Source organism: Klebsiella sp. HMSC16C06, assembly GCF_001808325.1.
GTDB classification, from domain to species: Bacteria; Pseudomonadota; Gammaproteobacteria; order Enterobacterales; family Enterobacteriaceae; genus Klebsiella; species Klebsiella variicola.
The window spans coordinates 9323-31909 of the sequence record NZ_KV792989.1; the positions used below are offsets into that span (position 1 = coordinate 9323).

General features: G+C 64.4%; 21 protein-coding genes and 1 pseudogene. 6 read left to right on the forward strand and 16 right to left on the reverse strand.

Annotation, left to right across the window (positions count from 1 at the left end; translation table 11 throughout):
* Positions 1 to 252 precede the first annotated feature (252 nt).
* From HMPREF3142_RS06630 to HMPREF3142_RS06660, 7 genes and pseudogenes are all read right to left on the reverse strand, one after another.
* Complete coding sequence (locus HMPREF3142_RS06630; protein WP_012541422.1) at positions 253 to 1041, reverse strand: ABC transporter ATP-binding protein; 789 nt, start codon at positions 1039 to 1041, stop codon at positions 253 to 255.
* Positions 1035 to 2030 carry an ABC transporter permease gene (locus tag HMPREF3142_RS06635; protein ID WP_032730625.1) on the reverse strand — a complete coding sequence of 332 codons (996 nt, stop codon included), beginning with the start codon at positions 2028 to 2030 and terminating at the stop codon, positions 1035 to 1037. Before HMPREF3142_RS06635 ends, HMPREF3142_RS06630 begins: the two co-directional genes overlap by 7 nt.
* Positions 2011 to 3048, reverse strand: coding sequence for an ABC transporter substrate-binding protein (locus tag HMPREF3142_RS06640; protein ID WP_070611874.1), 1038 nt, complete (start codon positions 3046 to 3048; stop codon positions 2011 to 2013). The genes HMPREF3142_RS06635 and HMPREF3142_RS06640 overlap by 20 nt, the downstream gene beginning before the upstream one ends.
* Positions 3045 to 4007, reverse strand: coding sequence for an ABC transporter substrate-binding protein (locus HMPREF3142_RS06645; protein WP_008804495.1), 963 nt, complete (start codon positions 4005 to 4007; stop codon positions 3045 to 3047). The genes HMPREF3142_RS06640 and HMPREF3142_RS06645 overlap by 4 nt, the downstream gene beginning before the upstream one ends.
* A gap of 5 nt (positions 4008 to 4012) precedes the next feature.
* Positions 4013 to 5164 (reverse strand): acyl-CoA dehydrogenase family protein, encoded by a 1152-nt coding sequence (locus HMPREF3142_RS06650; RefSeq protein ID WP_070611876.1) that lies wholly within the window; start codon positions 5162 to 5164, stop codon positions 4013 to 4015.
* Positions 5151 to 6246: pseudogene (locus tag HMPREF3142_RS06655) on the reverse strand (LLM class flavin-dependent oxidoreductase). The gene HMPREF3142_RS06650 and the pseudogene HMPREF3142_RS06655 overlap by 14 nt, the downstream one beginning before the upstream one ends.
* Before the next feature lie 144 nt (positions 6247 to 6390).
* Complete coding sequence (locus HMPREF3142_RS06660) at positions 6391 to 7284, reverse strand: LysR family transcriptional regulator (protein WP_038431397.1); 894 nt, start codon at positions 7282 to 7284, stop codon at positions 6391 to 6393.
* A 106-nt stretch (positions 7285 to 7390) separates the two neighbouring features.
* Between HMPREF3142_RS06660 and HMPREF3142_RS06665 the strand changes: the two genes are divergently transcribed.
* Positions 7391 to 7993 carry a cysteine dioxygenase family protein gene (locus tag HMPREF3142_RS06665; RefSeq protein WP_016161279.1) on the forward strand — a complete coding sequence of 201 codons (603 nt, stop codon included), beginning with the start codon at positions 7391 to 7393 and terminating at the stop codon, positions 7991 to 7993.
* A gap of 5 nt (positions 7994 to 7998) precedes the next feature.
* On the forward strand, positions 7999 to 9579 hold the full coding sequence (locus HMPREF3142_RS06670) for a rhodanese homology domain-containing protein (RefSeq protein WP_032730630.1): 1581 nt from the start codon (positions 7999 to 8001) through the stop codon (positions 9577 to 9579).
* Between the two features lie 12 nt (positions 9580 to 9591).
* Here HMPREF3142_RS06670 and HMPREF3142_RS06675 read toward each other — a convergent pair whose 3' ends face one another.
* The 8 genes from HMPREF3142_RS06675 to HMPREF3142_RS06710 form a co-directional block, all read right to left on the reverse strand.
* Positions 9592 to 10317 carry a purine nucleoside phosphorylase YfiH/LACC1 family protein gene (locus HMPREF3142_RS06675; RefSeq protein WP_023297809.1) on the reverse strand — a complete coding sequence of 242 codons (726 nt, stop codon included), beginning with the start codon at positions 10315 to 10317 and terminating at the stop codon, positions 9592 to 9594.
* Between the two features lie 102 nt (positions 10318 to 10419).
* Positions 10420 to 11616 (reverse strand): 3-(3-hydroxy-phenyl)propionate transporter MhpT, encoded by a 1197-nt coding sequence (gene mhpT, locus HMPREF3142_RS06680; RefSeq protein WP_070611878.1) that lies wholly within the window; start codon positions 11614 to 11616, stop codon positions 10420 to 10422.
* A 75-nt stretch (positions 11617 to 11691) separates the two neighbouring features.
* Positions 11692 to 12708, reverse strand: a complete 1017-nt coding sequence (gene mhpE / locus HMPREF3142_RS06685) for a 4-hydroxy-2-oxovalerate aldolase (RefSeq protein WP_070611882.1) — start codon at positions 12706 to 12708, stop codon at positions 11692 to 11694.
* Positions 12705 to 13655: an acetaldehyde dehydrogenase gene (mhpF, locus tag HMPREF3142_RS06690; protein ID WP_039103795.1), complete on the reverse strand. Its 951-nt coding sequence runs from the start codon at positions 13653 to 13655 to the stop codon at positions 12705 to 12707. Before mhpF ends, mhpE begins: the two co-directional genes overlap by 4 nt.
* Positions 13648 to 14454, reverse strand: coding sequence for a 2-keto-4-pentenoate hydratase (mhpD, locus tag HMPREF3142_RS06695; protein ID WP_070611883.1), 807 nt, complete (start codon positions 14452 to 14454; stop codon positions 13648 to 13650). The genes mhpF and mhpD overlap by 8 nt, the downstream gene beginning before the upstream one ends.
* 10 nt (positions 14455 to 14464) lie before the next feature.
* The gene (gene mhpC / locus HMPREF3142_RS06700; protein ID WP_004151837.1) at positions 14465 to 15331 is read right to left on the reverse strand and encodes a 2-hydroxy-6-oxonona-2,4-dienedioate hydrolase; all 867 of its coding nucleotides are present in this window, start codon (positions 15329 to 15331) and stop codon (positions 14465 to 14467) included.
* A 17-nt stretch (positions 15332 to 15348) separates the two neighbouring features.
* Positions 15349 to 16293, reverse strand: a complete 945-nt coding sequence (gene mhpB / locus HMPREF3142_RS06705) for a 2,3-dihydroxyphenylpropionate/2,3-dihydroxicinnamic acid 1,2-dioxygenase (protein ID WP_064176251.1) — start codon at positions 16291 to 16293, stop codon at positions 15349 to 15351.
* 1 nt (position 16294) lies between these two features.
* Entirely contained in the window at positions 16295 to 17959 is a 1665-nt protein-coding gene (locus HMPREF3142_RS06710) for a bifunctional 3-(3-hydroxy-phenyl)propionate/3-hydroxycinnamic acid hydroxylase (RefSeq protein WP_032735870.1), read from the reverse strand.
* Between the two features lie 177 nt (positions 17960 to 18136).
* Here HMPREF3142_RS06710 and HMPREF3142_RS06715 point away from each other — a divergent pair, with 177 nt between their 5' ends.
* The 4 genes from HMPREF3142_RS06715 (at position 18137) to HMPREF3142_RS06730 (ending at position 21843) form a co-directional block, all read left to right on the forward strand.
* On the forward strand, positions 18137 to 18949 hold the full coding sequence (locus HMPREF3142_RS06715; RefSeq protein WP_064176250.1) for a DNA-binding transcriptional regulator: 813 nt from the start codon (positions 18137 to 18139) through the stop codon (positions 18947 to 18949).
* A 92-nt stretch (positions 18950 to 19041) separates the two neighbouring features.
* Positions 19042 to 20100: an ABC transporter substrate-binding protein gene (locus HMPREF3142_RS06720; RefSeq protein ID WP_032735874.1), complete on the forward strand. Its 1059-nt coding sequence runs from the start codon at positions 19042 to 19044 to the stop codon at positions 20098 to 20100.
* Positions 20090 to 21097, forward strand: coding sequence for a FecCD family ABC transporter permease (locus HMPREF3142_RS06725; protein WP_016161290.1), 1008 nt, complete (start codon positions 20090 to 20092; stop codon positions 21095 to 21097). Before HMPREF3142_RS06720 ends, HMPREF3142_RS06725 begins: the two co-directional genes overlap by 11 nt.
* A complete protein-coding gene (locus tag HMPREF3142_RS06730; protein WP_038422714.1) occupies positions 21094 to 21843 on the forward strand; it encodes an ABC transporter ATP-binding protein in 750 nt (249 codons plus the stop codon). Before HMPREF3142_RS06725 ends, HMPREF3142_RS06730 begins: the two co-directional genes overlap by 4 nt.
* Here HMPREF3142_RS06730 and HMPREF3142_RS06735 read toward each other — a convergent pair.
* Positions 21827 to 22570 carry a substrate-binding domain-containing protein gene (locus tag HMPREF3142_RS06735; RefSeq protein ID WP_023340342.1) on the reverse strand — a complete coding sequence of 248 codons (744 nt, stop codon included), beginning with the start codon at positions 22568 to 22570 and terminating at the stop codon, positions 21827 to 21829. The genes HMPREF3142_RS06730 and HMPREF3142_RS06735 overlap by 17 nt on opposite strands.
* Between the last annotated feature and the right edge of the window lie 17 nt (positions 22571 to 22587).

Here is a 22587-nt window from a genome sequence, read left to right on the forward strand (position 1 = left end):
CACCGGGCAAAAATGTGGCGCCTGGCGCCGGATGCCCATAACCGGGCAGCGCTGCGCATGCACCGGCCTGCAACTGCATGACCTGCAGTCCTTCCCCTTCCTGTCGAGTTCGTAGGCCCGGTAAGGCGCAGCCGCCACCGGGCAAAAATGTGGCGCCTGGCGCCGGATGTTCATTGCCGGGCGGCGCTGCGCTTGCACCGGCCTACCTTTCCGTGACCTTTGTCGCAGCCGCCACCGGGCAATGCGTTCAGCTTACCAGTCCTCCTCCTGGCCGAGGATGCGCAATATATCCTGACGATGCTGCAGCAGCTGCGGGTTATCGCGATGACGAGGAAAATCCAGCGGCAGCGCGAACTCGGCGATAATCCGCCCTGGACGCGGCGACATCACCAGTACCCGCTCGCACAGCAGCAGCGCCTCTTCGATATCGTGGGTCACCAGCAGGCTGGTATACCCCTGCTGCTGCCAGAGGGCGATCAGCTCCCGCTGCATGCTGATGCGAGTCAGGGAATCCAGCTTACCCAACGGCTCGTCGAGCAGCAGCAGGCGCGGTTCGTTCAATAAGGCGCGCGCCAGCGCCGCACGCTGCGCCATCCCCCCGGACAGCTGCCGCGGCCACGCCTCGCTGAAGGCCTGCAGCCCGATGCGGTCAATCAGCGCGTCGGCCTTCGCCTCCAGCCCCTTTTTGCCCTGTGCCTGCGGGCCCAGCAGCACGTTCTGCCGTACCGTCAGCCATGGGTAGAGCGTCGGATCCTGAAACACAAGGATCCGCTCCGGCCCCGGGGCGCCGGGCGCCGCGCCGTCGATCTGCATCTGTCCGCTCTGCGGCGCTTCCAGCCCCGCCAGCAGCCGCAGCAGGGTTGATTTACCGCAGCCGGAAGGGCCCAGCAGCGCCACGCTTTCCCCCGGGCGCAGCTGCAGACTGATATTCTCCAGCACCGGTACCGTCTGTTTGCCAAGTGTAAACGCATGATGAAGATGGCTGATGGATACCGCCGCGCCGCGCGCTATCGCCGGCGAATCTGGCGTCGCTGTTACCATTGCATTCCTCCTCGCTGCCAGCTCAGCAGCCGGTCACGCAGCATAAATAATCCGCTTATCAGGCCGGAGCATAACAACGCCATCACCAGCAGCGCGGCGTACATATTCGGATAGGCCGCCCAGCCCTGGGCCCACTGGAGGTAAAAGCCGATCCCTGACTTCACCCCGACCATTTCGGCGACAATCAGCACCGAAAACGACGCGCCGAGCCCCATAAACAGGCCGACAAAGACGTTCGGCAGCGCGGCGGGGATCGCCACCCGCAGGATCAGGAAACGCTGGCTGGCGCCGAGGGTCCGCGCCACGTCGTACCACGCCTTATCAATGCCCATCACTCCGGACCAGGTCAGCACCGTGACCGGGAACCAGGTGCTCAGCGCGATCAAAAACACGCTGGCGCCAAAGCTCGAGGGAAAAATAAACAGGCACAGCGGCAGCAGCGCGGTGGACGGCACCGGGCCCAGCAGACGTAACACCGGATGCACCCAGTAGCCAATCCGTTGCGACCAGCCGATGGCCAGACCGGTGATGAACCCGCTGCTGGTGCCCAGCAGCACGCCGAGCCCCAGCAGCCCCAGCGAGTGCAGCAGGCTGTCGAGCAGGCGCGGCCAGTCGTCGTGCAGTACTTCGATCAGCGCCTGCGGCGGCGCGAAAAACGGTACAGGCAGCACGGCACTCTTGGCGGTCAGCCCTTCCCAGACAGCAAACAGCACCGGCAACAGCGCCAGCCACTTGCCGGCATGCCGCACACGCGCGCCGCGCGCTCGCCAGTAGCGATAGCTCAGCGCCAGCAGCAGTAATCCACCGCCGAGGGTGAATTGCGCCAGCGCCCACCCTTCGCTAAACGGCCAGCGCCGCCCGGCATCGGGCCAGGCCAGGGTAAACAGACCGCCCAGCAGCCACAGCGCGGCGGCCAGCAGCCCTTCTCCCCACAGCGGCGCGCGGCCGGTGGAGCGCGCCAGAGCCTGCTCAGGCGAATACGTTGGCATAGATACTCTCCGCGAACTGATGGGGATCGGTACCCGGCTTGATCACCTGCACCCGCTGCAGGTCGACCGCGTACTGCGTCAGCTCTTTCACGAATGCTTCGCCCACCGCATGATGGCCGTGGCCCTGCCCGTGCAGGATGCCGCTCACCTCCGCTTCACTGGTGTTCAGGGCATGGGCGAGGAAGGATTGCGCCACGCTTTCCGGATGCGCAGCGGCATAGCTGTGCGCCTCAAGGATCGCCTGGGTGAGCGCGGCGGCGGCCGGTTTATGGTCCCGCGCCAGGCTCCCGCTCACCCCCAGCACGCAGCAGCTGAGGTTGGCATAATCCCCGGTCATATTGCTGGCGATCAGCTGATACTTGCCGGTCTCCAGCAGACGATAGCTGAATGGCTCGCTGCCGCTGATGGCGGCGATCTCGCGCTTGTCCAGCGCCACGCTGAGCAGATCCGCCGGGTAGACTTTCCACTGCACGTCGCTGATCGGGTCGATACCGTGGCGCTTAAGCAGAATGGCGAAGAAGTTTTTATCCGGCCCGGCCATGTCGGTGACGCCGATGGTTTGTCCCTTCAGGCTCTCGAGGCCGCCGAACGGCGAGTCTTTGGCCGTCAGCAGGTTCAGACAGCCGCCGTGGGTTCCGGCGGTGAGCTTGACGTCAAAGCCCTGCTCCAGCGCCTTCAGCCAGCGCAGCGCCATCCCCACCCCGGCGTCGGCCTTACCGGTGGCGATCGCCTCCAGCAGCACATCGGTGGAGTTGCCGAAGTTAACAAACTCAACGTCGAGGTTATATTTACTGAAAATCTTCTGCTGCTCGGCGACGGCGACCGGCGCGAGGCATACCGCGCTTTTATTGATCGCCAGCTTGATCTTGTAGGGCTCTGGCAGGCGCAGCGCCGGATGGGCATCGCCGCTGGCCATGTTCGCCATATCGTGAGCCCACAGCGGCAGAGAGACCCCGACCAGCGCCAGGCCGCCGCTGAGCTGTAAAAAACGGCGGCGGGAAAAAGTGTTTCTGGTCATGGTGTCACCTCGGCGGCGGGCACGCTAAAGCTGGGGTCAAAGGTCGGCTTCACGTCCAGCCGGGTGCGGATCAGGCCGTTGGCGAGATAAAAGTCCGCCGTTGCCTGCTGCTGGGTCACCGTTTCCTCTGCCAGCGGCTGCCACTGCGACTGGCGGTTGGCAAATTGCGCGCGGGCGATCTCCGCCGGGAAGCGGATGATCTCCCCCAGCGTTTTGCCGTAGCTGTCGAGATTGGCGTAGGCCCAGCGTTCGGCGCCGGCCAGGCGCTGGAGATAATCCTGCAGCGCGGCGCGTTTTTGCGGATCGTTCAGCGCGGAATCCGTTGCCGCGAGGAAGGTATTCCCCGGCAGCAGCCCTTTGCCGCTCACCAGAATCTGCCCCTCGTTGGTCTTCACCATCTGGGTGGTGTAGGGCTCCCAGGTCGCCCAGGCGTCCACCGAACCGTTAAGCAGCGCCACTTTGGCGTCCACCGGGCCGAGGAACACCCACTGCACCTCCTTCGGTGAAATCCCCGCCTGCTCCAGCGCTTTCAGCGCCACGAAATGACCAATCGACCCTTTACCGGTGGCGATGCGTTTGCCTTTTAAATCGGCGCCGCTTTTTAACGTGCTGCCGGGGGAAACGAGCACCGCGGTCCCCGCCGGGTTGCTTTTATCCACGGCAATGGCCTTGACCGGCGCACCGTTGGCCAGAGCAAACAGCAACGGCGCATCGCCGATAATCCCCGCGTCCACAGCGCCCGCGTTGAGGGCTTCCGCCAGCGGCGCGGCGGCCGGGAACTCGGCCCACTTAATGTCGTAAGGGAGATTTTGCAGGGCGTTGGCCGCCTCCAGCTGCGAACGCATGCCGCCTTTTTGATCGGCGATACGCAGGGTGATCCGCTCCTGCGCTGTCGCGTAGCCGCCCAGCGCCAGCAGCATCAGCGCTGCCGCCACCCGGCCTGAAAATGATAGACGCATCGTGATTATCCTTGTGATTGAAAGACGAAGTTGCCGGCTGCCAGCCAGGCGCTGTCGCTCTGTGGGGTATGTACCCGTCCGCAGAGCACGTTGCGGTAGTGGCGTTCCAGCGGGTTCTGTCGGCTCAGGCCATGATTGCCGGTCAGCTCGAGCGCAATATTCACCGCCTGAATGGCGTTGTCGGTGATGGTGACTTTCGCCAGATTGGCCTCGATAGCGGAAAAGCGCAGCGCGGCGGCCTGCTCCAGCAGGCTGCGGTTGACCAGCAGCAGCCCGGCGATCTGCCCGACTTTCTCCTGCACCCGTGGCAGACGAGAGAGCGGATGGCCGAGACCGGCGGGTACCCGTCCCGCCAGCCACCTCACCAGCCAGTCGTGAGCGGCGTGGGCAATGCTGTCATAGATCGCCGCCAGCAGCGCCGTCTGCCGGTTGGCGAACAGGCGAAACGGTTCGGCCTGGGCGGCGGGTGGCGCATCGGCCGGCCAGACATCCACCGCGTGCTCTGCCGCCACCCGCACGTGGTTAAAAATAACTTCATGGCTGCCGGTGGCCCGCATCCCGGCGTGATCCCAGCTTTTCACCACGCTGATGCCCGGGCTGTCGCCAGCCACCAGCCAGGTGCCCACCAGCGGCGGGTTATCATCGCTTCTGGCCCACACCGCCAGCCAGCGCAGCCCTTCAATGCCGGTGGTATAAATTTTATGGCCGCTGATGTCCCAGCCCTCCGCGCGACGGGTCGCCACGGTGTCCGGCAGGCCGCCCCGTGCCGGGGAGCCCAGCTCCGGCTCGACGCGCAGGCTGTTGATCAGGCCACCGTGTTCGACAGCATCGTGAAAAACCTGCTGGCGCAGCGGCGCGTGCCAGGCGTCATTTTCCGCCAGCCGCAAATGGTGCAGATACTGCATGCAGACAATCAGCGCTGTCGCCGGCTCTCCCCAGGCGATGGCGGCGATGACCTGCTGCAGCTGGGCCAGAGTGGCGCCCGCGCCGCCGCAGGATGACGGCACGGCGAGACTTAACCAGCCCCCCGCGCGCAGATGGTCGATATTACGCTGGGGAAAGTCGCCGCTGGCATCAAGGCTGGCCGCCTGCTCCGCCATCTGCTGGCGGAGCGCCGTCAGCTGCCGGGCCCAGTCGTCGCGCTCAGGATGGATCACGATGCGCGCTCCGCCACCGCACGCCGGGCAGCTTTTTCCCGGGCGATCGGCAGCAGCGCCCGGCCATAGTCGGCCGCGTCGTTCAGCGGATCGAAGCCGCGGATCAGGAAGTTACGCACGCCGAGGTCGTAGTAATCGAGCAGCGCATCCGCCACCTGCTCCGGGGTGCCCACCAGGGCGGTGGAGTTATGTCCGCCGCCCACCAGTTGGGCGATGCCGGTCCACAGACGTTTGTCCACCACCCTGCCCTGCGCCGCGGTGGCCCGCAGCCGCTGGGCGCCGATGCTGTCCGGTTTGGCTTTGAAACCCCCTCCGCGCTGTGCCGCCTGCTCGGTGGCGACGTGCAGGATATGCTCGGCTTTCTCCCAGGCTTCGGCTTCGCTGTCGGCGATAATCGGCCGGAACGAGACGCTGAAGCCGATATCACGCTGGTGTTTCGCCGCTTCGGCGCGCACGCGCTGGATGGTCTCTCCGGTTTGCGCCAGCGACTCGCCCCACAGAGCGAAGACGTCGGCATGTTTGCCGGCGACGGCGATTGCCGCTTCCGACGAGCCGCCGAAGTAGATCGGAAGATGCGGTTTTTGCAGCGGGCGAATGGCGGACCAGGCCTGCTCGGCCTGATAAAAATCGTTGTGAATATCCACCGGCTGCTCGCTGGTCCACACCTGGCGCACGGTGTCGAGGAAGGCGTCGGTGCGGGCGTAGCGCTGGTCGTGGTCGAGATAATCGCCATCCCGGCGCTGCTCGGCATCGTTGCCGCCGCTGATGATATGGACCGCCAGCCGGCCCCCCAACAGGTGCTCAAGGGTGGCGAATTTGCGCGCGGCGAGGGTTGGCGAAACAAAACCGGGGCGATGGGCCAGCAGGTAATGGATTTTCTGCGTCGACAGCCCGGCCAGGGCCGTCACCAGAAAGCCGTCGGGTTGATCGGACCAGTGGCCGACCAGCAGACGATCAAACCCGGCGGCTTCATGGGTTTGCGCAAAGCGAACGATATAGTCGCGGTCAAAGATCGGCCCCACCGGGGCAATCGTTTCGGAAGAGAGGCGGTGGCCAATCATGCCGAGAAACTGAATGCTCATGAACAACTCCTTGCGTCAGGGTAATGGAGTGGCCGCGACAGCGGCGCTGGTCATTACCCTATACAGAGTGTGTTAATGAGCAAAATGCATTTTTATCATATCTTAATATGCTTAATTAGCATTAAACAAAAATGCATAGTGCTTTCAGTCGGATACTGTCAGCTGCTGCACCACTTTGCTGGCGAAAAAGGTCAGCGGCGGCTGCAGGTTTGCCAGATACTGGGCGTGGATCAGCCACAGTGAGACCGCAGGCTGAAAATCGCTGAGATTGAGGACCGCGATCTCGTCCCGCCACGGGCTGCTGGCCAGCGCCGCCCGCGGCACCAGACCCAGCCCCTGTCCCTGCGCCACCAGCGCTATCTGCAGCTGCGCGCCCGCGCTTTCGACATTGAGCTTCAACCGCAATCCCTGACTCTGCAGCTGGCGAATAAGCCCGGCGCGCAGGCCACAGCCGTCGGGGTTAAGGATCCAGCCCTGTTCGGCGCACTCCCGCAGGGATGACGCGCGCAAATTCAAACGCCGGCCGACGATCGGCACCACCTCCAGGGGACACAGCAGCCGTCCGCTGTAGCCCTCGGCGAAGCTTTGCTGGGCGGGCCCCATCGCCAGCATGCCGTCCAGCTCGCCGTTTTCCAGCCGGCGCTGCAGCTGTCCGCTCCAGCCGCAGGTGATCTGCGGCGACAGTCCGGGAAACTGCTGGCTCAGCGCCGACAGCGCCGCCGGCAGGGCAATCTCGCTGAGACTCTGCGGCACGCCGAGACGCAGCGCGCCGCGCGGCTCGCCTTGCGGATCCAACAGGCTGTAGAGTTTTTTCGTCTCACGCTTAATGCTCAGACACTGCTCGTACACCCGGTGTCCGGCGGCGGTCAGGGTCAGCGGGCGGGTCTGGCGCTCCAACAGCGTCACGTTCAGCTCCTGTTCCAGACGCTGAAGACGCCGGGTGATGGCCGACTGGGTGATCCCCAGATATTCCGCGGCCTGATTGAGGGACGAAAACTGCACCGTGGCCAGCAAAGCGTCGATATCGTCAATGCGCATAGGATCCTTATGTGAAATTTGCATATTAATATATGCGTAAATTGCATTTAAATAATATTAACGCCTCTGTTAGCGTTTTGACCAGTCCCTCTCACAGGAACCGCACATGACTGCACCACGACTGGAAAAATTACGCCATTTCATTCATGAGGTAGACCGCCTGCACCGTGAGCACCACCAGACCGCCCCGCTGCTTGACGCCGTGGCGCAGCGGCTGGCGGCGCTGGTGCGTTACGACGACTGGCTGCCGGAAGAGTACACCCTGCCGCATCCGCACCATTACCAGCAGTATCTGCTGCATGCCGACTCCGGGGAGCGCTTCTCGATTGTCAGCTTCGTCTGGGGACCGGGGCAAGCGACGCCGATCCATGACCACCGGGTGTGGGGGGCCATTGGTATGCTGCGCGGCGCGGAGGAAAACCAGCGCTACCAGCTGGATGCCGATGGCATCCCGCGCGCGCTGGGCGCCGCCACGCTTCTGGAAGCAGGCCAGGTGGAGAAAGTCTCCGCTGACGATGGCGATATTCATCGCGTCAGCAATGCGCTGGCGGATCGCGTCTCCATCAGCATTCACATCTACGGCGGCAATATCGGCGCGGTGAAGCGCGCCGTGTATACCCCGGAAGGGCAGCAGAAACCGTTTATCTCCGGCTACTCTAACCGCCATTTACCCAATATCTGGGATTTGTCCCGCGAAAATCAAGGATAACCACTATGCCCACCTACGCTTATCGCCAGGCCGCCGGGATACGCCAGGCGCTGCTCGACCGTCGTGAACTGGCGCTGATCGACGTCCGTGAAGAGGCCGATTTCGCCACCGCTCATCCGCTGTTTGCCGTCAATCTGCCGCTCAGCAAACTGGAGCTGGAGGTCCGCCGGCGGATACCGCGCTTCACCACCCCGCTCACCGTCTACGACAACGGCGAAGGTCTGGCGGAGATCGCCGTCGAACGGCTACGGGCCTGGGGCTATCAGGATGTGGCCCTGCTGACAGAGGGGCTCGCCGGCTGGCGCCGCAGCGGCGGCGAGCTGTTTCAGGATGTCAACTCCGCCAGCAAAGCCTTTGGTGAACTGGTGGAAAGCGTGCGTCACACGCCGTCGCTCAGCGCCCAGGAGGTTCAGGCGCTCATCGACAGCCGGCAGGAGGTGGTGATCGTCGACGCCCGGCGCTTCGATGAGTACCAGACCATGAGCATCCCCGGCAGCATCAGCGTGCCCGGCGGCGAGCTGGCCCTGCGGGTGGAGAGCCTGACGCCCTCCCCGCAGACGCCGGTTATCGTCAACTGCGCCGGACGCACCCGCAGCATCATCGGCACCCAGTCGCTGATCAACGCCGGCGTGCCAAACCCGGTCCATGCCCTGCGCAATGGCACTATCGGCTGGACGCTGGCCGGCCAGACGCTGGCGCACCAGCAGCAGCGGCAATACGATCCCTCCGCCCGCGCCTCCGGCGTCCGGGCCGCTGAGGTGGCGCATCTTGCCGAACGGGCCGGGGTGGCGGTCATCGATGAGGCCACGCTGCAACGCTGGCTGCAGCAGAGCGACCGCACTACCTTCCTGTTTGATGTCCGCAGCCCCGAGGAGTACGCGGCGGGTCACTATCCCGGCAGCCTGAGCGCGCCAGGCGGCCAGCTGCTGCAGGAGACCGATCACTTCGCCAGCGTACGAGGGGCGCGAATTGTGCTGCTGGATGACGATGGCATCCGGGCGGCGATAACCGGCTCGTGGCTGGCGCAGATGGGCTGGGAGACGGCGCGGCTGAGCGCGCTGTCGGCCAGCCAGTTGAGCGAACGCGGGGTGCCGGCCGCCGAGGTGCCGCCCGGCCCGCAGGCGGAGGAGATAAGCCCGGCGCAGCTGGCGCAACAGCTGGACGAACCCGGTACGGTGGTGCTCGATTTTACCACCAGCGCCAACTTTGTCGCTCGCCATATCCCCGGCGCGTGGTGGCTAACGCGCTCGCAGCTGCGCCAGGCCCTGGATGTGATCCCTCCCGCACAGCGATACGTGGTGACCTGCGGCAGCAGTCTGCTGGCCCGCTACGCGGTGCCGGAGGTGGCGGCCTTGACCGGTAAACCGGTGCAGCTGCTTACCGGCGGGACGCTGGCGTGGATCGCCGCCGGTCTGCCGCTGGCGCATGGCGATAGCGGCCTCGCCGTCGAGCGCCGTGACCGCTATCGTCGTCCGTACGAAGGAACCGATAATTCCGCCGAGGCCATGCAGGCCTATCTGGAGTGGGAGTATGGCCTGGTGGATCAGCTGGCCCGCGACGGCACCCACGGTTTTCGGGTGCTCTAGCGCGAGCGCGCCTCAGGCCTCGCGCAGGATCCACGAATACTGAAAGCTCTTCGGCGCCGGAAAATGGGTCCGGCGTCGGTAGGAGCCCAGCGACTGCGGGGTGCAGTAGGTGCAACTCCCCAGCCATTCAACGCTCGCCGGCGACACTCCCGCCTCTGCGAAGATCGCTTCGGCAAAGGCGCGCAGATCAAACCACAGATTATCGCTGCCGCGTGCGGCGGCTTTGAGCGGATCGCTGACCGGGCCCGAACGGGAATGAAACAGCCGCTGGCGATGGCGGGCCACCCGATCACCGCCGGGCTGGTCCAGCAGTTGCTGATAAAATCCGGCGGAGACTTCGTAACAGCAAGGGTGAATATGCGGCCCCACGGCGATGACCAGATCGGCCAATGCCACCCCCTGCTGGCGAAAACAGGCCAGACTGTTGTCGACAATGCCGCTGACCAGCCCCTGCCAGCCGGCATGCACGCTGCAGACGAAGCGACCGTCGCGCGAGGCGATCAGCATCGGCAGACAGTCGGCGGTCACCACCCCCACCTTTTGCCCGGCCACCGCGGTAAACACCGCGTCGGCGTGCGGGCGCGTCGGCAGCGGCTGCTGATAATGATGAACCTCATTACCATGCACCAGCTTCACCGGAGCCAGCTCGGCATAGGGAAAGGCGGCGGTTTCGTGGACATCGAGAAAAGCGTGGCGGATGCCAGGGATAGCATTGAGCAAACGGGAGGTGTAAGCCATAGGGACGATAAGCGTCAGGGAATGATGTCTTACCATAGGCCAGGTGACGCGGACAGGCAAGGCGGCGGCCCGGCATTTTTTTGCCAGACCGCCGGATGCGTTTCAGACCATGGCCGCGCGCTGCTGGCGATGCATCAGCCAGAACACCGCCACGCCGGCCAGCACAATGCCGGGCGCCGAGGCCGCCATCACCCCGACGGTGCCGGTGCCGAGGGCCAGCATCTTGCCGGCCAGCAGCGGGCCGCTCATCGCCCCGAGACGGCCCACCGCCACGGCGGTGCCGACCCCGGTGGCGCGGATCGCTGCGGGGTAAAAAAGCGGCGCCAGGGCATAGAGTACGCTCTGGCCACCGGTGGCAAACAGCCCGGCGACAAACCCCGCCAGCAGCATTCCGTTCAGCGATGACGCGCTGCCCAGCGCCAGCAGGGAAGCCAGAATCCCGCTGTAGATCAGGAGCGACATCCGCAGCGGGGTGAGCTTATCCATTAGCGCTCCCAGCAGCAGCGTGCCGCAGGCGGCGCCGATCTGTAGAGAGAACATCACCCCCGCCGCCTGGCTGGCGCGGAATCCCTGGCCCACCAGCAGCATCGGCAGCCAGTTGATCAGCATATAGACCACCAGCAAGGTGAAAAAATAACCCAGCCACAACAGTAGGGTGGCGGCGGCATGCCCCGGGGCAAACAGGGTGCGCAGCGGCACGCTGGCCTCCGCGCGCTGAAACGCCTGTGACTCCGGTAGCCAGCGCATCAGCAGCGGGATCAGCAGTAACGGGACCACGCCGCCAATCCAGAAAATAGTCTGCCAGGCCGCGGCGAGACCGGAAAAGCCCAGCGCTGCCGCCAGCGCGGCGCCAATGGGCACGCCGCAGTACATCAGGCTTACCGCCCGGCCGCGGAAGCGTGAGCCAGCGGCTTCCGAGGTTAAGGCAATCAGGTTCGGCAATGCCGCCCCGAGCCCGACGCCGGTGAGCAGGCGCGCCAGCAGCAGCGTCGGGAAGCTCCATGCCACCGCGGTGGCCAGCGAGAACAGGCCAAACAGCAGCACCGACCCCAGCAGAATGCGCTTGCGCCCGTGGCGGTCCGCCAGCATGCCGCCCATCAGCGCGCCGGGCAACAGGCCGAGGATCCCGGCGCTGAAGATCCAGCCCATCTGCATTTTATCCAGCGCAAAGGCCTGCGCCATGCCGACGGCGGCGATCCCCGCCGCCTGCAGATCCAGCCCTTCCATCAGGGCCACCATAAAACAGAGCCCGATGGTAACCACCAGGCGCGAGGGGTTTGCAGTCGTTATCTTGGTCATAGGGTACCTTGGCGATAGCCGAACAAACGGAGCAGGTGACTGGCGGCTGATGCTTTGTCAGCCGCACGTTTTTCGTTATTTATTGCGGTTAAGCAGATCCAGTGCGACGTCGACGATCATATCCTCCTGACCGCCGACCATCCGCCGCTTGCCCAGCTCGACGAGAATATCCACCGCGCTGAGGCCATAGCGCTCGGCCGCCACTTCGCTGTGGCGCAGGAAGCTGGAGTAGACCCCGGCGTAGCCCAGCGCCAGCGTTTCGCGGTCGACACGCACCGGGCGGTCCTGCAGCGGCCGCACCAGCTCATCGGCCGCGTTCATCAGGGCGTAGAGATCAGTGCCATGCTGCCAGCCGAGCTTGTCGGCGGCGGCAATAAACACCTCCAGCGGCGCATTGCCCGCCCCCGCGCCCATCCCGGCCAGGCTGGCGTCAATGCGATCGCACCCCTCTTCCACCGCGGCGATAGAGTTCGCCACCCCGAGGCTCAGGTTATGGTGGGCATGCATCCCGGTGGCGGTCTCCGGCTTCAGTACCGCCTTCAGGGCACGGAAGCGGTCGCGAATGTCGTTCATGTTCATCGCCCCGCCGGAATCCACCACATAGATACAGGTCGCGCCATAAGATTCCATCTTCAGCGCCTGCTGCGCCAGTGCCTGCGGGGAGATCATATGGCTCATCATCAGAAAACCGACGGTGTCCATTCCCAGCTCGCGGGCATAGGCAATATGCTGCGCCGCGACGTCCGCTTCGCTGCAGTGGGTGGCGACCCGCACCACCCGCGCCCCGGCCTGATACGCCGCTTTCAGATCGTGCAGCGTGCCGATGCCCGGCAGCAGTAAGGTGGCGATTTTCGCCTGGCTGACCGCCGCCGCCGCCGCTTCAATCCAGGCGATGTCGCTGTGAGCGCCAAAGCCGTAGTTGAAGCTGGATCCCTGCAGGCCATCGCCATGGGCCACTTCGATGGAGTCGACCCCAGCCTTATCCAGCGCGCCGGCGATCTGCTGCACCTGCGCCAGGGAATACTGGTGACGAATGGCGTGCATGCCATCGCGCAGCGTCACGTCCGAGATATAAAGTTTTTTACCGTTCATGCTGTCGCTCCCGCCGCGCTGTGCATTGCCCCGGCCATTTGCTCCGCCGTCGCCAGCGCCGCCGAGGTCATAATATCGAGGTTGCCCGCGTACGCTGGCAGATAGTGCGCCGCCCCTTCCACTTCGAGGTAAACCGCGGTTTTCAGGCCGGAAAAACAGCCGACGCCGGGCAGGTTGACCGGCTTATCCTCGGGGATAACCTCAAACTGCACCTGCTGCTTCAGCCGGTAGCCTGGGACGTAAGCCTGCACTGCCGCCGCCATTTCGGCGATCGAGGCGGCAATCGCCTCCTGCGACGCCAGCTCGCTCAGGACGTAGACGGTATCGCGCATCATCAGCGGCGGCTCCGCCGGGTTCAGTACAATAATCGCTTTGCCCTTGCCCGCGCCGCCGACTTTTTCAATCGCCTGCGAGGTGGTTTCGGTAAATTCGTCAATATTGGCCCGCGTGCCCGGTCCGGCGGATTGGCTGGCGATCGAGGCCACGATCTCCGCGTAATGCACCTTCGCCACTCGCGAGACCGCGGCGACCATTGGGATGGTCGCCTGCCCGCCGCAGGTCACCATATTGACGTTGCCCTGATGGAGATTGGCCGCGAGGTTGACCACCGGTACGCAGTACGGGCCAATCGCCGCCGGCGTCAGGTCGATGACGCGGATCCCCGGCTTCGCTTCGCGCAGCGCGGCATCGTTTTTGATGTGCGCCCCGGCGCTGGTGGCGTCAAAAACAAAATCGATGTCGGCAAATTCCGCCATCTGCATCAGGCCGCCCACCCCTTCGTGGGTGGTCGCGACGCCCATGCGCCGGGCGCGGGCCAGGCCATCCGACTGCGGGTCGATGCCGACCATCACCGTCATCTCCAGATGCTGGCCGTGGCGCAGGATTTTAATCATTAAATCGGTGCCGATATTCCCGGAGCCGATAATGGCGACTTTACGTTTACGCATCACGATGTCCTTCTCCGGCGACGACGAAGCGTGCCGCAACTGAGCCAATACCTTCGATATGGGCGACAAAGCTGTCCCCCTCGTTAATCGCCACCATCGGGCCTAACGCCCCGGTCAGCACGATATCCCCCGCCCGCAGCGGTTCGCCGAGACTCGCCAGCTTGCGCGCCAGCCAGACTGCGGCGTTCAGCGGATGTCCCAGACACTCGCTGCCGCGACCGCTGGAGACCAGCTCCTGGTTGCGGGTCATGTGCATGGCGCACTGCTTCAGATCCAGTCCTGCCGGGCGCTGCGCTGGGCCGCCAATGACGTACAGGCCGCAGGAGGCGTTATCGGCGACGGTGTCGACAAAGCCGATTGACCAGTCGCGAATGCGGCTGCCCACCACCTCCAGCGCCGGCAGCACCCATTCGATGGCGTTATACAGCTCATCAAAGGTGGTATCGGCATGCGGCAGATCCTGCTTCAACACCAGGGCGATCTCGGCTTCCACTTTGGGCTGCAGCACGCGGCCAAACGGCACCTCGGCGTTGTCGCCGTAGCACATGTCGGCAAACAGAGTGCCGAAATCCGGCTGGTTGACCCCCAGCTGCTGCTGCACTTTGGGATGGGTCAGGCCCACCTTGCGGCCCACTACCCGCCGGCCATGGGCCACGTGGTGCTGGACGTTCAGACGCTGGATGGCATAGGCGGCGTCGGCATTGTCGACGCCGAGGATATCGCGCAGCGGGGCGATCGCCTGGCCGGTCTGTTCCGCGTCGCGCAGCTGCCGGGCCAGCGCGTCAAGAGAAAAAGTCATCATTTACTCCTTAAGCCCGTGCGAGGAAATTGAGCACCAGCTGATTAAAACTGTCGGCATGTTCCCACTGCGCCCAGTGGCCGCAGTCGCGGTAAATATGCAGTTCCGAACCGGCGATCCCAGCGAGCAGGCGCAGCCCGGCGTCCATCGGCACGAAGCGGTCGTTGCGTCCCCAGACGATCAGGGTTGGCGCGCTGATTTCGCCCAGCCGCGGGCCAAAGTCAGGAAACTGCTTCGGGTTGGCTTCGAGGCTCTTGACGAAGTTGTCCAGATGGTCGCGGCGCGACAGCATATTGTTGAGACGCGCCTCGAACAGCGCCTCGGTGAGGTCGCGGGTGTCGAAGACGAAGATGCTCATCATCTTCTTCAGGTTTTCTATGGTCGGCTCGCGGTACAGGGCGTTCAGCAGCTTGATGCCCTCCGTCGGCATCGGCGTAAACAGGCTCATGCCGCCGGTCCCCCCGCCCATCAGCACCAGCTTCGCCACCCGCTCCGGCCAGCTCAGAGTGAAGGCCACCGCGCTATGGCCGCCCATCGAGTTGCCCAGCAGATGGACTTTATCGATCCCCAGCTGATCGACCACGCTTTTCAGAATCCGGGCGTTGAGGTCCGAACGCGAGCCGCTGTTGACGATAGCATCGCTTTTGCCCCACCCCGGACAGTCGAGGAGCAGCACGCGATAGCCCGCCTCGACCAGCGGGTCAATGTTACGGCTGAAGTTGGCCCAGCCGGTGGCCCCCGGCCCGGATCCGTGCAGCATGACCACAGTCTCTTTCCCGTCGCCGCAGTCATTGATATGGATGCGCAGCGTGCGGCCCCCCTCGTCGACATTGAGGAATCGGCTGGTGGCGGCTTCGGTTTGCGGTTGATAGCTCATGTTAGTCTCCCGGTTAATCAAATCTCGGTGGTGGCGCTCAGCGAGCCGAACCCGGCGATCCACTCGGGGATCGGCCGGTAATAGCGGCCCTCACTGCGCCAGCGGCCAAAAGCGGATAGCGCGGCAAAAGCGGCCACCCAGGTCTTAATTTCGTGCGTCGATTTCCCGGCCATCGTCGACAGCTCGTCGTTGCCGATCGCATCCAGCTCCGCCAGCCGCCCCTGCTCCAGCAGGCTCATAAAGCGGTTGTCCCAGACCGGGTTGAGGGGATGGAGCGAGTGCGGATCTTCGGTAAACCGCCTGGCGGCGTTGATCACCCGCTGCTGGCGCAGTTCGCGTTCGTCCGGCGGCAGCTGTTTGCCACTGCCAAGCAGACGGTCACGCAGATGGGCGTCGGCTTTCGCCAGCTCCGGCACCGGCGGCTGGTGCGAGAGTCCGCCCGAGCCGAGGATCAGCACCCGCTTATTGAGGGTATTGAGAAAGCGGCCCATCGCCTCGCCCAGCAGCCGGGTACGTTGAAAACCCGGCAGCGGCGCGGCGACGCCGTTAATAAACACCGGCAGCACCGGCACACGGTCCAGGCCACCCAGCAGAAACTCCAGCGGCTGGGCGAAGCCATGGTCCACCTGCATGTTGTACGACACCGCCAGGTCGATACCGCTGTTGATCACGGCGTGGGCGCAGGCTTCCGCCAGCTCGGTCGGCACTGGCAGGTCGCCGGCGGCGCTGGCGAAGTCGCCGATGGCGGTGGCGCCGACGCCGAGGCAGAACGGCGGCATCACGTCATAGAAAAAACCGTTGTAGTGATCGGGAGCGAAGAGCACCACCAGCTCGGGCTCGAAAGCGGAGATCCGCCGCCGGGCGTCAGCAATCACCCCGTTCACTTCATCAAGGACCGCCTGCTCCGGGTCCACGAATCCCACCAGCGGAGTGTGGGAGAGACAGTGCAAATAGGCATCCATATCAGGCCACCTTCTCTTCAGTGCGGGCGGTATCCCCGGTTGCGAGGGTCATTTTTTCCGCCAGGGCGGTCAGCTGTGCGCCGAGGGTCTGCGGGATGGCGAGAGCGGCGACAAAGCGGTCCGGTCTGACCACGGCGATGGCGGTGTTATGCTGAGCAAACCAGCTCTTCAGGCGATTTTGCGTATCGCCTACCCGCAGCGTGCCGGGGGCGTTATCCTGCTCGCGATGGATCTGCACCGCCGGCACCACCTGGATAAAGCGCACGCCAATCGCGCGCCAGCGAGCGATCTGCCCGGCGTCGAGCCCCCACTGCGGGTTGCAGCCCCAGCCGATAATGGCGAAATTCGCGCCGATGACGTCGTCGAGCAGCACGCTCTCGCCGCTCTCCAGCGTCACCTGCGGTTGAATAAACATTTTGCCCACCGGCGAGGTCTTGCCGGCGGCGTCGATCAGCAGCGCCCCCTCGCGGTACTGCGGCATCGGCTTAAAGCGCATTTCGAGGAAGTAGCGCTTCACCGGCGGCAGGTAGTTCAGCAGCCAGGAGAGACCGTCGCGCACGGCCCCCTGCCAGCGCTTCGGCGGCGCCAGCACGTGGCCGGCGGTGACCGACAGATCAATCATCGCTTTCGCGTGGTCGCGGCGCTCCTGCTGATAGCTGTCGAGCAGCGCCTCTCCCGCTTTACCGTTGACCACCAGCGCCAGCTTCCACGCCAGGTTGAAGGCGTCGCGCATGCCGCTGTTGTATCCCTGCCCCTGCCAGACCGGCATGATGTGCGCCGCGTCGCCGGCCAGCAGCACCCGGTCAATGCGAAAGCGCTCGGCAAGGCGGGCATTATGGGTGTAGACCCGCTGGCGGATCAGCTCGACGCGGTCCGGGTCCGGCAGCACTTTGCTCAGCAGACGACGCATATTGTGCGGCTCGCTGAGCTGGGCTTCGGTTTCTCCGGGCATCACCATAAATTCAAAGCGGCGCACGCCATGGGGCAGCGCGGCGGAAACGTAGGGTCGCACCGGGTCGCAGCACAGGTAAACGTGCGGGGTGGCCAGCGGGTCGTTAGCGATATCGATGACGATCCACTGATTCGGCGCGGTCTTGCCTTCGAAGGGGACGTTCAGCGTACGACGAATAAAGCTGGCGCCGCCGTCGCAGGCCACCAGCCAGTCCGCGCGCACCGTCTCCCGCTCGCCGTCCGGTCCTTTAAGATTTAACGTGACACCGTCACCGTTCTGGCTAAAGGCTTCTACTTCGCGGGAGAAGAGGCAGCGGACCTGCGGGAAACGCTGCAGGCCGTTATACATCACCGCATCGACCTGCGGCTGAATGAAGGCGTTGCGCCGCGACCAGCCAAACTCATCGGTCATCGGTTGGATATCAGCAAAGCAGCGCCCCTTCGGGGTCAGAAAGCGCATGGCGTGCCACGGCGTGGTGTGCGGCAGCACGTCGTTCACCAGCCCTACCGCCTGCATCGCCCGCAGGGATTCATCGTCAATGCCGATGGCACGTGGGTAATCGATCAGTGTGTCGAGCTTTTCCACCAGCAGCACGCTGATGCCCATCTGGCCAAGGTAGTTGGCCATCATCAGGCCAACCGGACCGGCGCCGGCGATGGCGACCTGAGCGGTATGCTGCACGGCGGGTTGAATATCGGGTGTAGATGTTGTCATTTTCAGCGACCTCACGACTCGGAAACTGCCCGGCTGACAGGCAATTTGTTAATCATGTGTAAACGTATTTTTATAATGGGCTGAGTATAGGGCGGGGGTTTTCGGCTACAATCAAAACATCGCCGAATGTGCACCAGGTGCACAACACTGTTTATAAAGCATTTTAAGGAAGGATTTATGCGTGACGATGGGTCCACTGAGTACAAAACGGTGCGTGGGTTAAGCCGGGGTTTATTGTTATTAAAATTGTTAAATAAATTCGACGGCGGCGCGACGCCGGGCCTGCTGGCGGAGTTTAGCGGCCTGCATCGCACCACCGTGCGCCGGCTGCTGGAGACGCTGCAGGAGGAGGGTTTTGTCCGCCGCAGCCGCTCCGATGACAGCTTCCGGTTGACCATTAACGTCCGCCAGCTGAGCGATGGATTTCGTGACGAACATTGGATTTCTGCCCTCGCCACGCCGCTGCTCGGCGAGCTGCTGCGCGAGGTGCAATGGCCGACAGACATCACCACCCTCGACGTCGACGCCATGGTGGTGCGCGAGACTACCCACCGCTTCAGCCGACTGTCGTTTCACCGCGCGATGGTCGGACGGCGGCTGCCGCTGTTGCTCACCGCCTCCGGGCTGACGTGGCTGGCCTTTGCCCCCGACGCGGAGCGCGACGCCATCGTCAGCATGCTGGCCGCCCGTCCGGAAGCTGAGTATCAGCTGGCCCGCGAACCGGAACGGCTGGCGGCGATCCTCGCCCGCACCCGCCAGAACGGCTATGGCGAAAACTTCCGCGGCTGGCGGCAGGAGGAGAAAATCGCCTCCATCGCCGTGCCGGTCAGCAGCCAGCAGCGGGTTATCGGCTGCCTGAATCTGGTCTATATCGCCAGCGCAATGACCATTGAGCAGGCGGCGCAGAAGCATCTTTCCGCCCTGCAGAGGGTGGCGAGGCAGATAGAGGCCCGCATGGAAGAGGAAGAAGTGTGGTACGAAATGCCTTGATCGTGATGAGGGTAAATGCGATCACCCATTGCGCCCGGCTTCGTTATATAATTTAATACATAACGAATTTTTCACGCCATTCGGGCCACACCATGTCAAAACACCCCTTACTGCTGGGCCTGACGCTGCTCAGCGCCAGCCTGTTCACCGGCCAGTCCGTCGCCGACCGCACCGTCACCGACCAGCTGGGTCGCCAGGTCACGCTCCCCGACCACATCACCCGCGTCGTGGTTCTGCAACATCAGACGCTCAACCTGCTGGTGCAACTGCATGCCGCCGAGGATATCGTCGGCGTCTTAAGCAGCTGGCAGAAACAGCTCGGGCCGCAGTTCGCCCGCTTTATGCCTGAGATCGGGCAACTGGCGACCCCAGGCGATCTCACCCAGGTCAATATTGAAAGCCTGCTGGCGCTGCGTCCGCAGGTGGTTTTTGTCGCCAACTATGCGCCGCCGGCGATGATCGCGCAGATCCAACAGGCCGGGATCCCGGTGGTGGCCATCTCGCTGCGCCAGGACGCCGCGGGTGAAAAAAATAAAATGAACCCCACCATGGCAGACGAAGAGCAGGCCTATAACGCCGGGCTGGTGGAGGGGATCCGCCTTATCGGCGAGGTCGTCGAGCGCCAGCCCGAGGCCGAGGCGCTGATTCACTACACCTTTGCGGCGCGCAAACAAGCCAATGCGCCGGTGGCCGATATTCCGCCGAACCAGCGGGTGCGGGTGTATATGGCCAACCCCGATCTGAATACCTACGGCGCCGGTAAATACACCGGGCTGATGATGGCGCACGCCGGGGCGCTGAACGTGGCGGCCGCCAGCGTAAAAGGCGCCCGTCAGGTGTCGCTGGAGCAGGTGCTGGAGTGGAACCCGCAGGTGATCTTCGTCCAGGACCGTTATCCGCAGGTGGTCAAACAGATAGAGAACGACCCGCAGTGGCAGGCGATCGATGCGGTGAAACACCACCGCGTGTGGCTGATGCCGGAGTACGCCAAAGCCTGGGGTTACCCGATGCCGGAGGCCCTGGCGCTGGGCGAGCTATGGATGGCGAAAAAACTCTATCCTTCGCGCTACCAGAGCATCGATGTGGACAGTAAAGCCAGGGATTACTATCAGCGTTTTTACCGCGTGGCGTGGACGCCAGATGCGCGCTAACCACCATCCCTGGCGGTTGCAGGGTAGCCTGGCGCTGGCGACGCTGGCGATCGCGGTCGCCTCGCTCTGTTTCGGCCAGTACCCGTTAAGCCTGCGCGCCGTTGGCCACACCCTGGTCCATTTGCCGCCAGGTGAAGGGGTGATCGGGCAGATCGTCTGGTCGGTTCGCCTGCCGCGCGTGGTCATGGCTCTGCTGGCCGGGGGCGCGCTGGGGCTGTGCGGCGCCACCTTGCAGGGCGTGTTCCAGAACCCGCTGGTGGACCCGCACATCATCGGGGTGACCGCCGGCTCCGCCTTCGGCGGCACGCTGGCGATCCTGTTGGGCGTCGGCGGTCTGCTGATGATGGCCTCGACCTTTTTCTTCGGCCTCATCGCGCTGGGGCTGATTTACGCCCTCGCCGCCCTGCAGGGGCGGGACAGCACGCTGGGGCTGATTCTGTCCGGGATCATTCTCAGCGGCTTCTTCGCCGCGCTGGTCAGCCTGATGCAGTACCTCGCCGATAGCGAAGAGACGTTACCGAACATTGTTTTCTGGCTGCTCGGCAGCTTCGCGACCGCCAGCTGGCATAAGGTTCTGCTTATGTCCCTGCCCATGGCGCTAGCCGCCGGGGTGCTGTGGAAGCTGCGCTGGCGTATCAACCTGCTGGCGCTGGAGGAACGCGATGCCCGCAGTCTTGGCGTTCCGGTGGCCGCGCTGCGTCGCGGCGTGCTGGTGTGCTGTGCAGTGCTGGTGGCAGCCCAGGTGGCGGTCAGCGGCAGCATCGCCTGGATGGGGCTGGTGGTCCCGCACCTCGCCCGTCTGCTGGTGGGCGCTGACCATCGTCGCCTGCTGCCCACCGCCTTCTGGCTTGGCGCCGCGCTGATGCTGGTGGTGGACGATCTGGCGCGCACGCTGACCCAGGCGGAAATCCCGATCGGGATCATCACTGCCCTGCTCGGGGCGCCGCTATTTACCTTTTTACTGGTGCAATCCCGGCGCCGGAGTACCGCCCGATGAACAGCTCATTATCGCTGGAAGCGCTACGCTACGGCCACCGTCAGCCGCTCTTCGCCCCGCTCACGCTAACCTGCCGGCCCGGTGAGATCTGGGCGGTGCTGGGCGCCAATGGCCGGGGAAAAAGTACCCTGCTGGACACCCTGACCGGCGTGTTGCCGCCGCTGGGCGGCCAGGTGCAGTGCGAGGGGGGCGTCGCCCTGGTCCCGCAGTCGTTTCGTCCCGCTTTTCGCTGGCGCGTGAGCGATGTGGTGCTGATGGGCCGCGCCCGTCATGTGGATCTCTTTGCCCAGCCGGGCGAGGAGGATGCCCGGCGGGTTGAGAACGCGCTGGCGCAGCTGGGGATTGCCGCCCTGGCCGGGGATGACTTCGGCGCCCTCTCCGGCGGCCAGCAGCAGCTGGTGCTGATTGCCCGCGCGCTGGTCAGCGCCAGCCAGAATATCCTGCTGGATGAGCCCTGCTCGGCGCTGGACCTCGGTAACCAGCAGGTGGTATTGCAGCTGATCGGCGACCTCGCTCACCGCCAGGCACGCACCGTCCTGTTCACCACCCATGATCCAAACCATGCGCTGCAGGTGGCCAGCCATACGCTGCTGCTTCTGCCGGAGGGCCAGTGGCTGGCAGGCGAGACCGCCGACGTGCTGAGCGAAACGCACCTCCGGCAAGCGTACGGCCTGCCGGTACGTCTGATCTACCATCCAGCGTCCGCGTCCCCTCTGCTGGCGCCGGGGTTTACTCTGCGTCGCTGAACGGCATAAAACCCGCCTGCCGGAGATACCTCTGGCCAACGTCGCCGAGGATAAAGCGATACAGGGCCAGCGCGGCGGGATCCGCCCTGAGGCGCGCCAGCTGGTAATCGCAGCGAATATTCCACGGCGCCGGGATGGTCAGGGTACGCAGATCGTCGCAGGCGGCCAGCGCGGGGCCATAGTGCGCGTAGCCGATAAACAGATCCGCCAGATTCTGGCGAATAAGCCACGCGCCGGCTATCTCGCCCGGCGGCACGCTCAGTGAGTCTCTACCGCCGACCCGCGGCTGCGCCCGCCCGGCTATCGCGTTGCCCAACCCAGGATAGTGCGCCTCAATTCGGGCAAACAGTTGCCAGGTATAATCTCCCGACGGATCGCATCCCGGCGTGGAGGTCGCCAGCCGCAGGCGGGGCGTGCTGAGCAGCGCCAGCCAGTCCAGGCCATCGTTGTCCGGCGACCGCCGGGCGGTCAGCATCAGCTGGTTGCCGGCAAATCCCTGGCATTCCTGCGCCAGACCGGCCTGCAGCAGCGCCTGCGGGTGCGCCGCATTGGCGGACGCAAAAACCGCGCACGGCGCCCCGGCCTCGATCCGCTCGCGCAGCAAGCCGGCAGGGCCAAACTGCGCATCGACCGCCAGGCCAGTGTGCTGCTGAAAGTGCGCCACCAGCGGCAGGAAAGCGCTTCTCAGGCTTCCCGCCGCCAGCAGCGTGAGAGGAGTGGACATCATAGATAGTCGCTATAAAC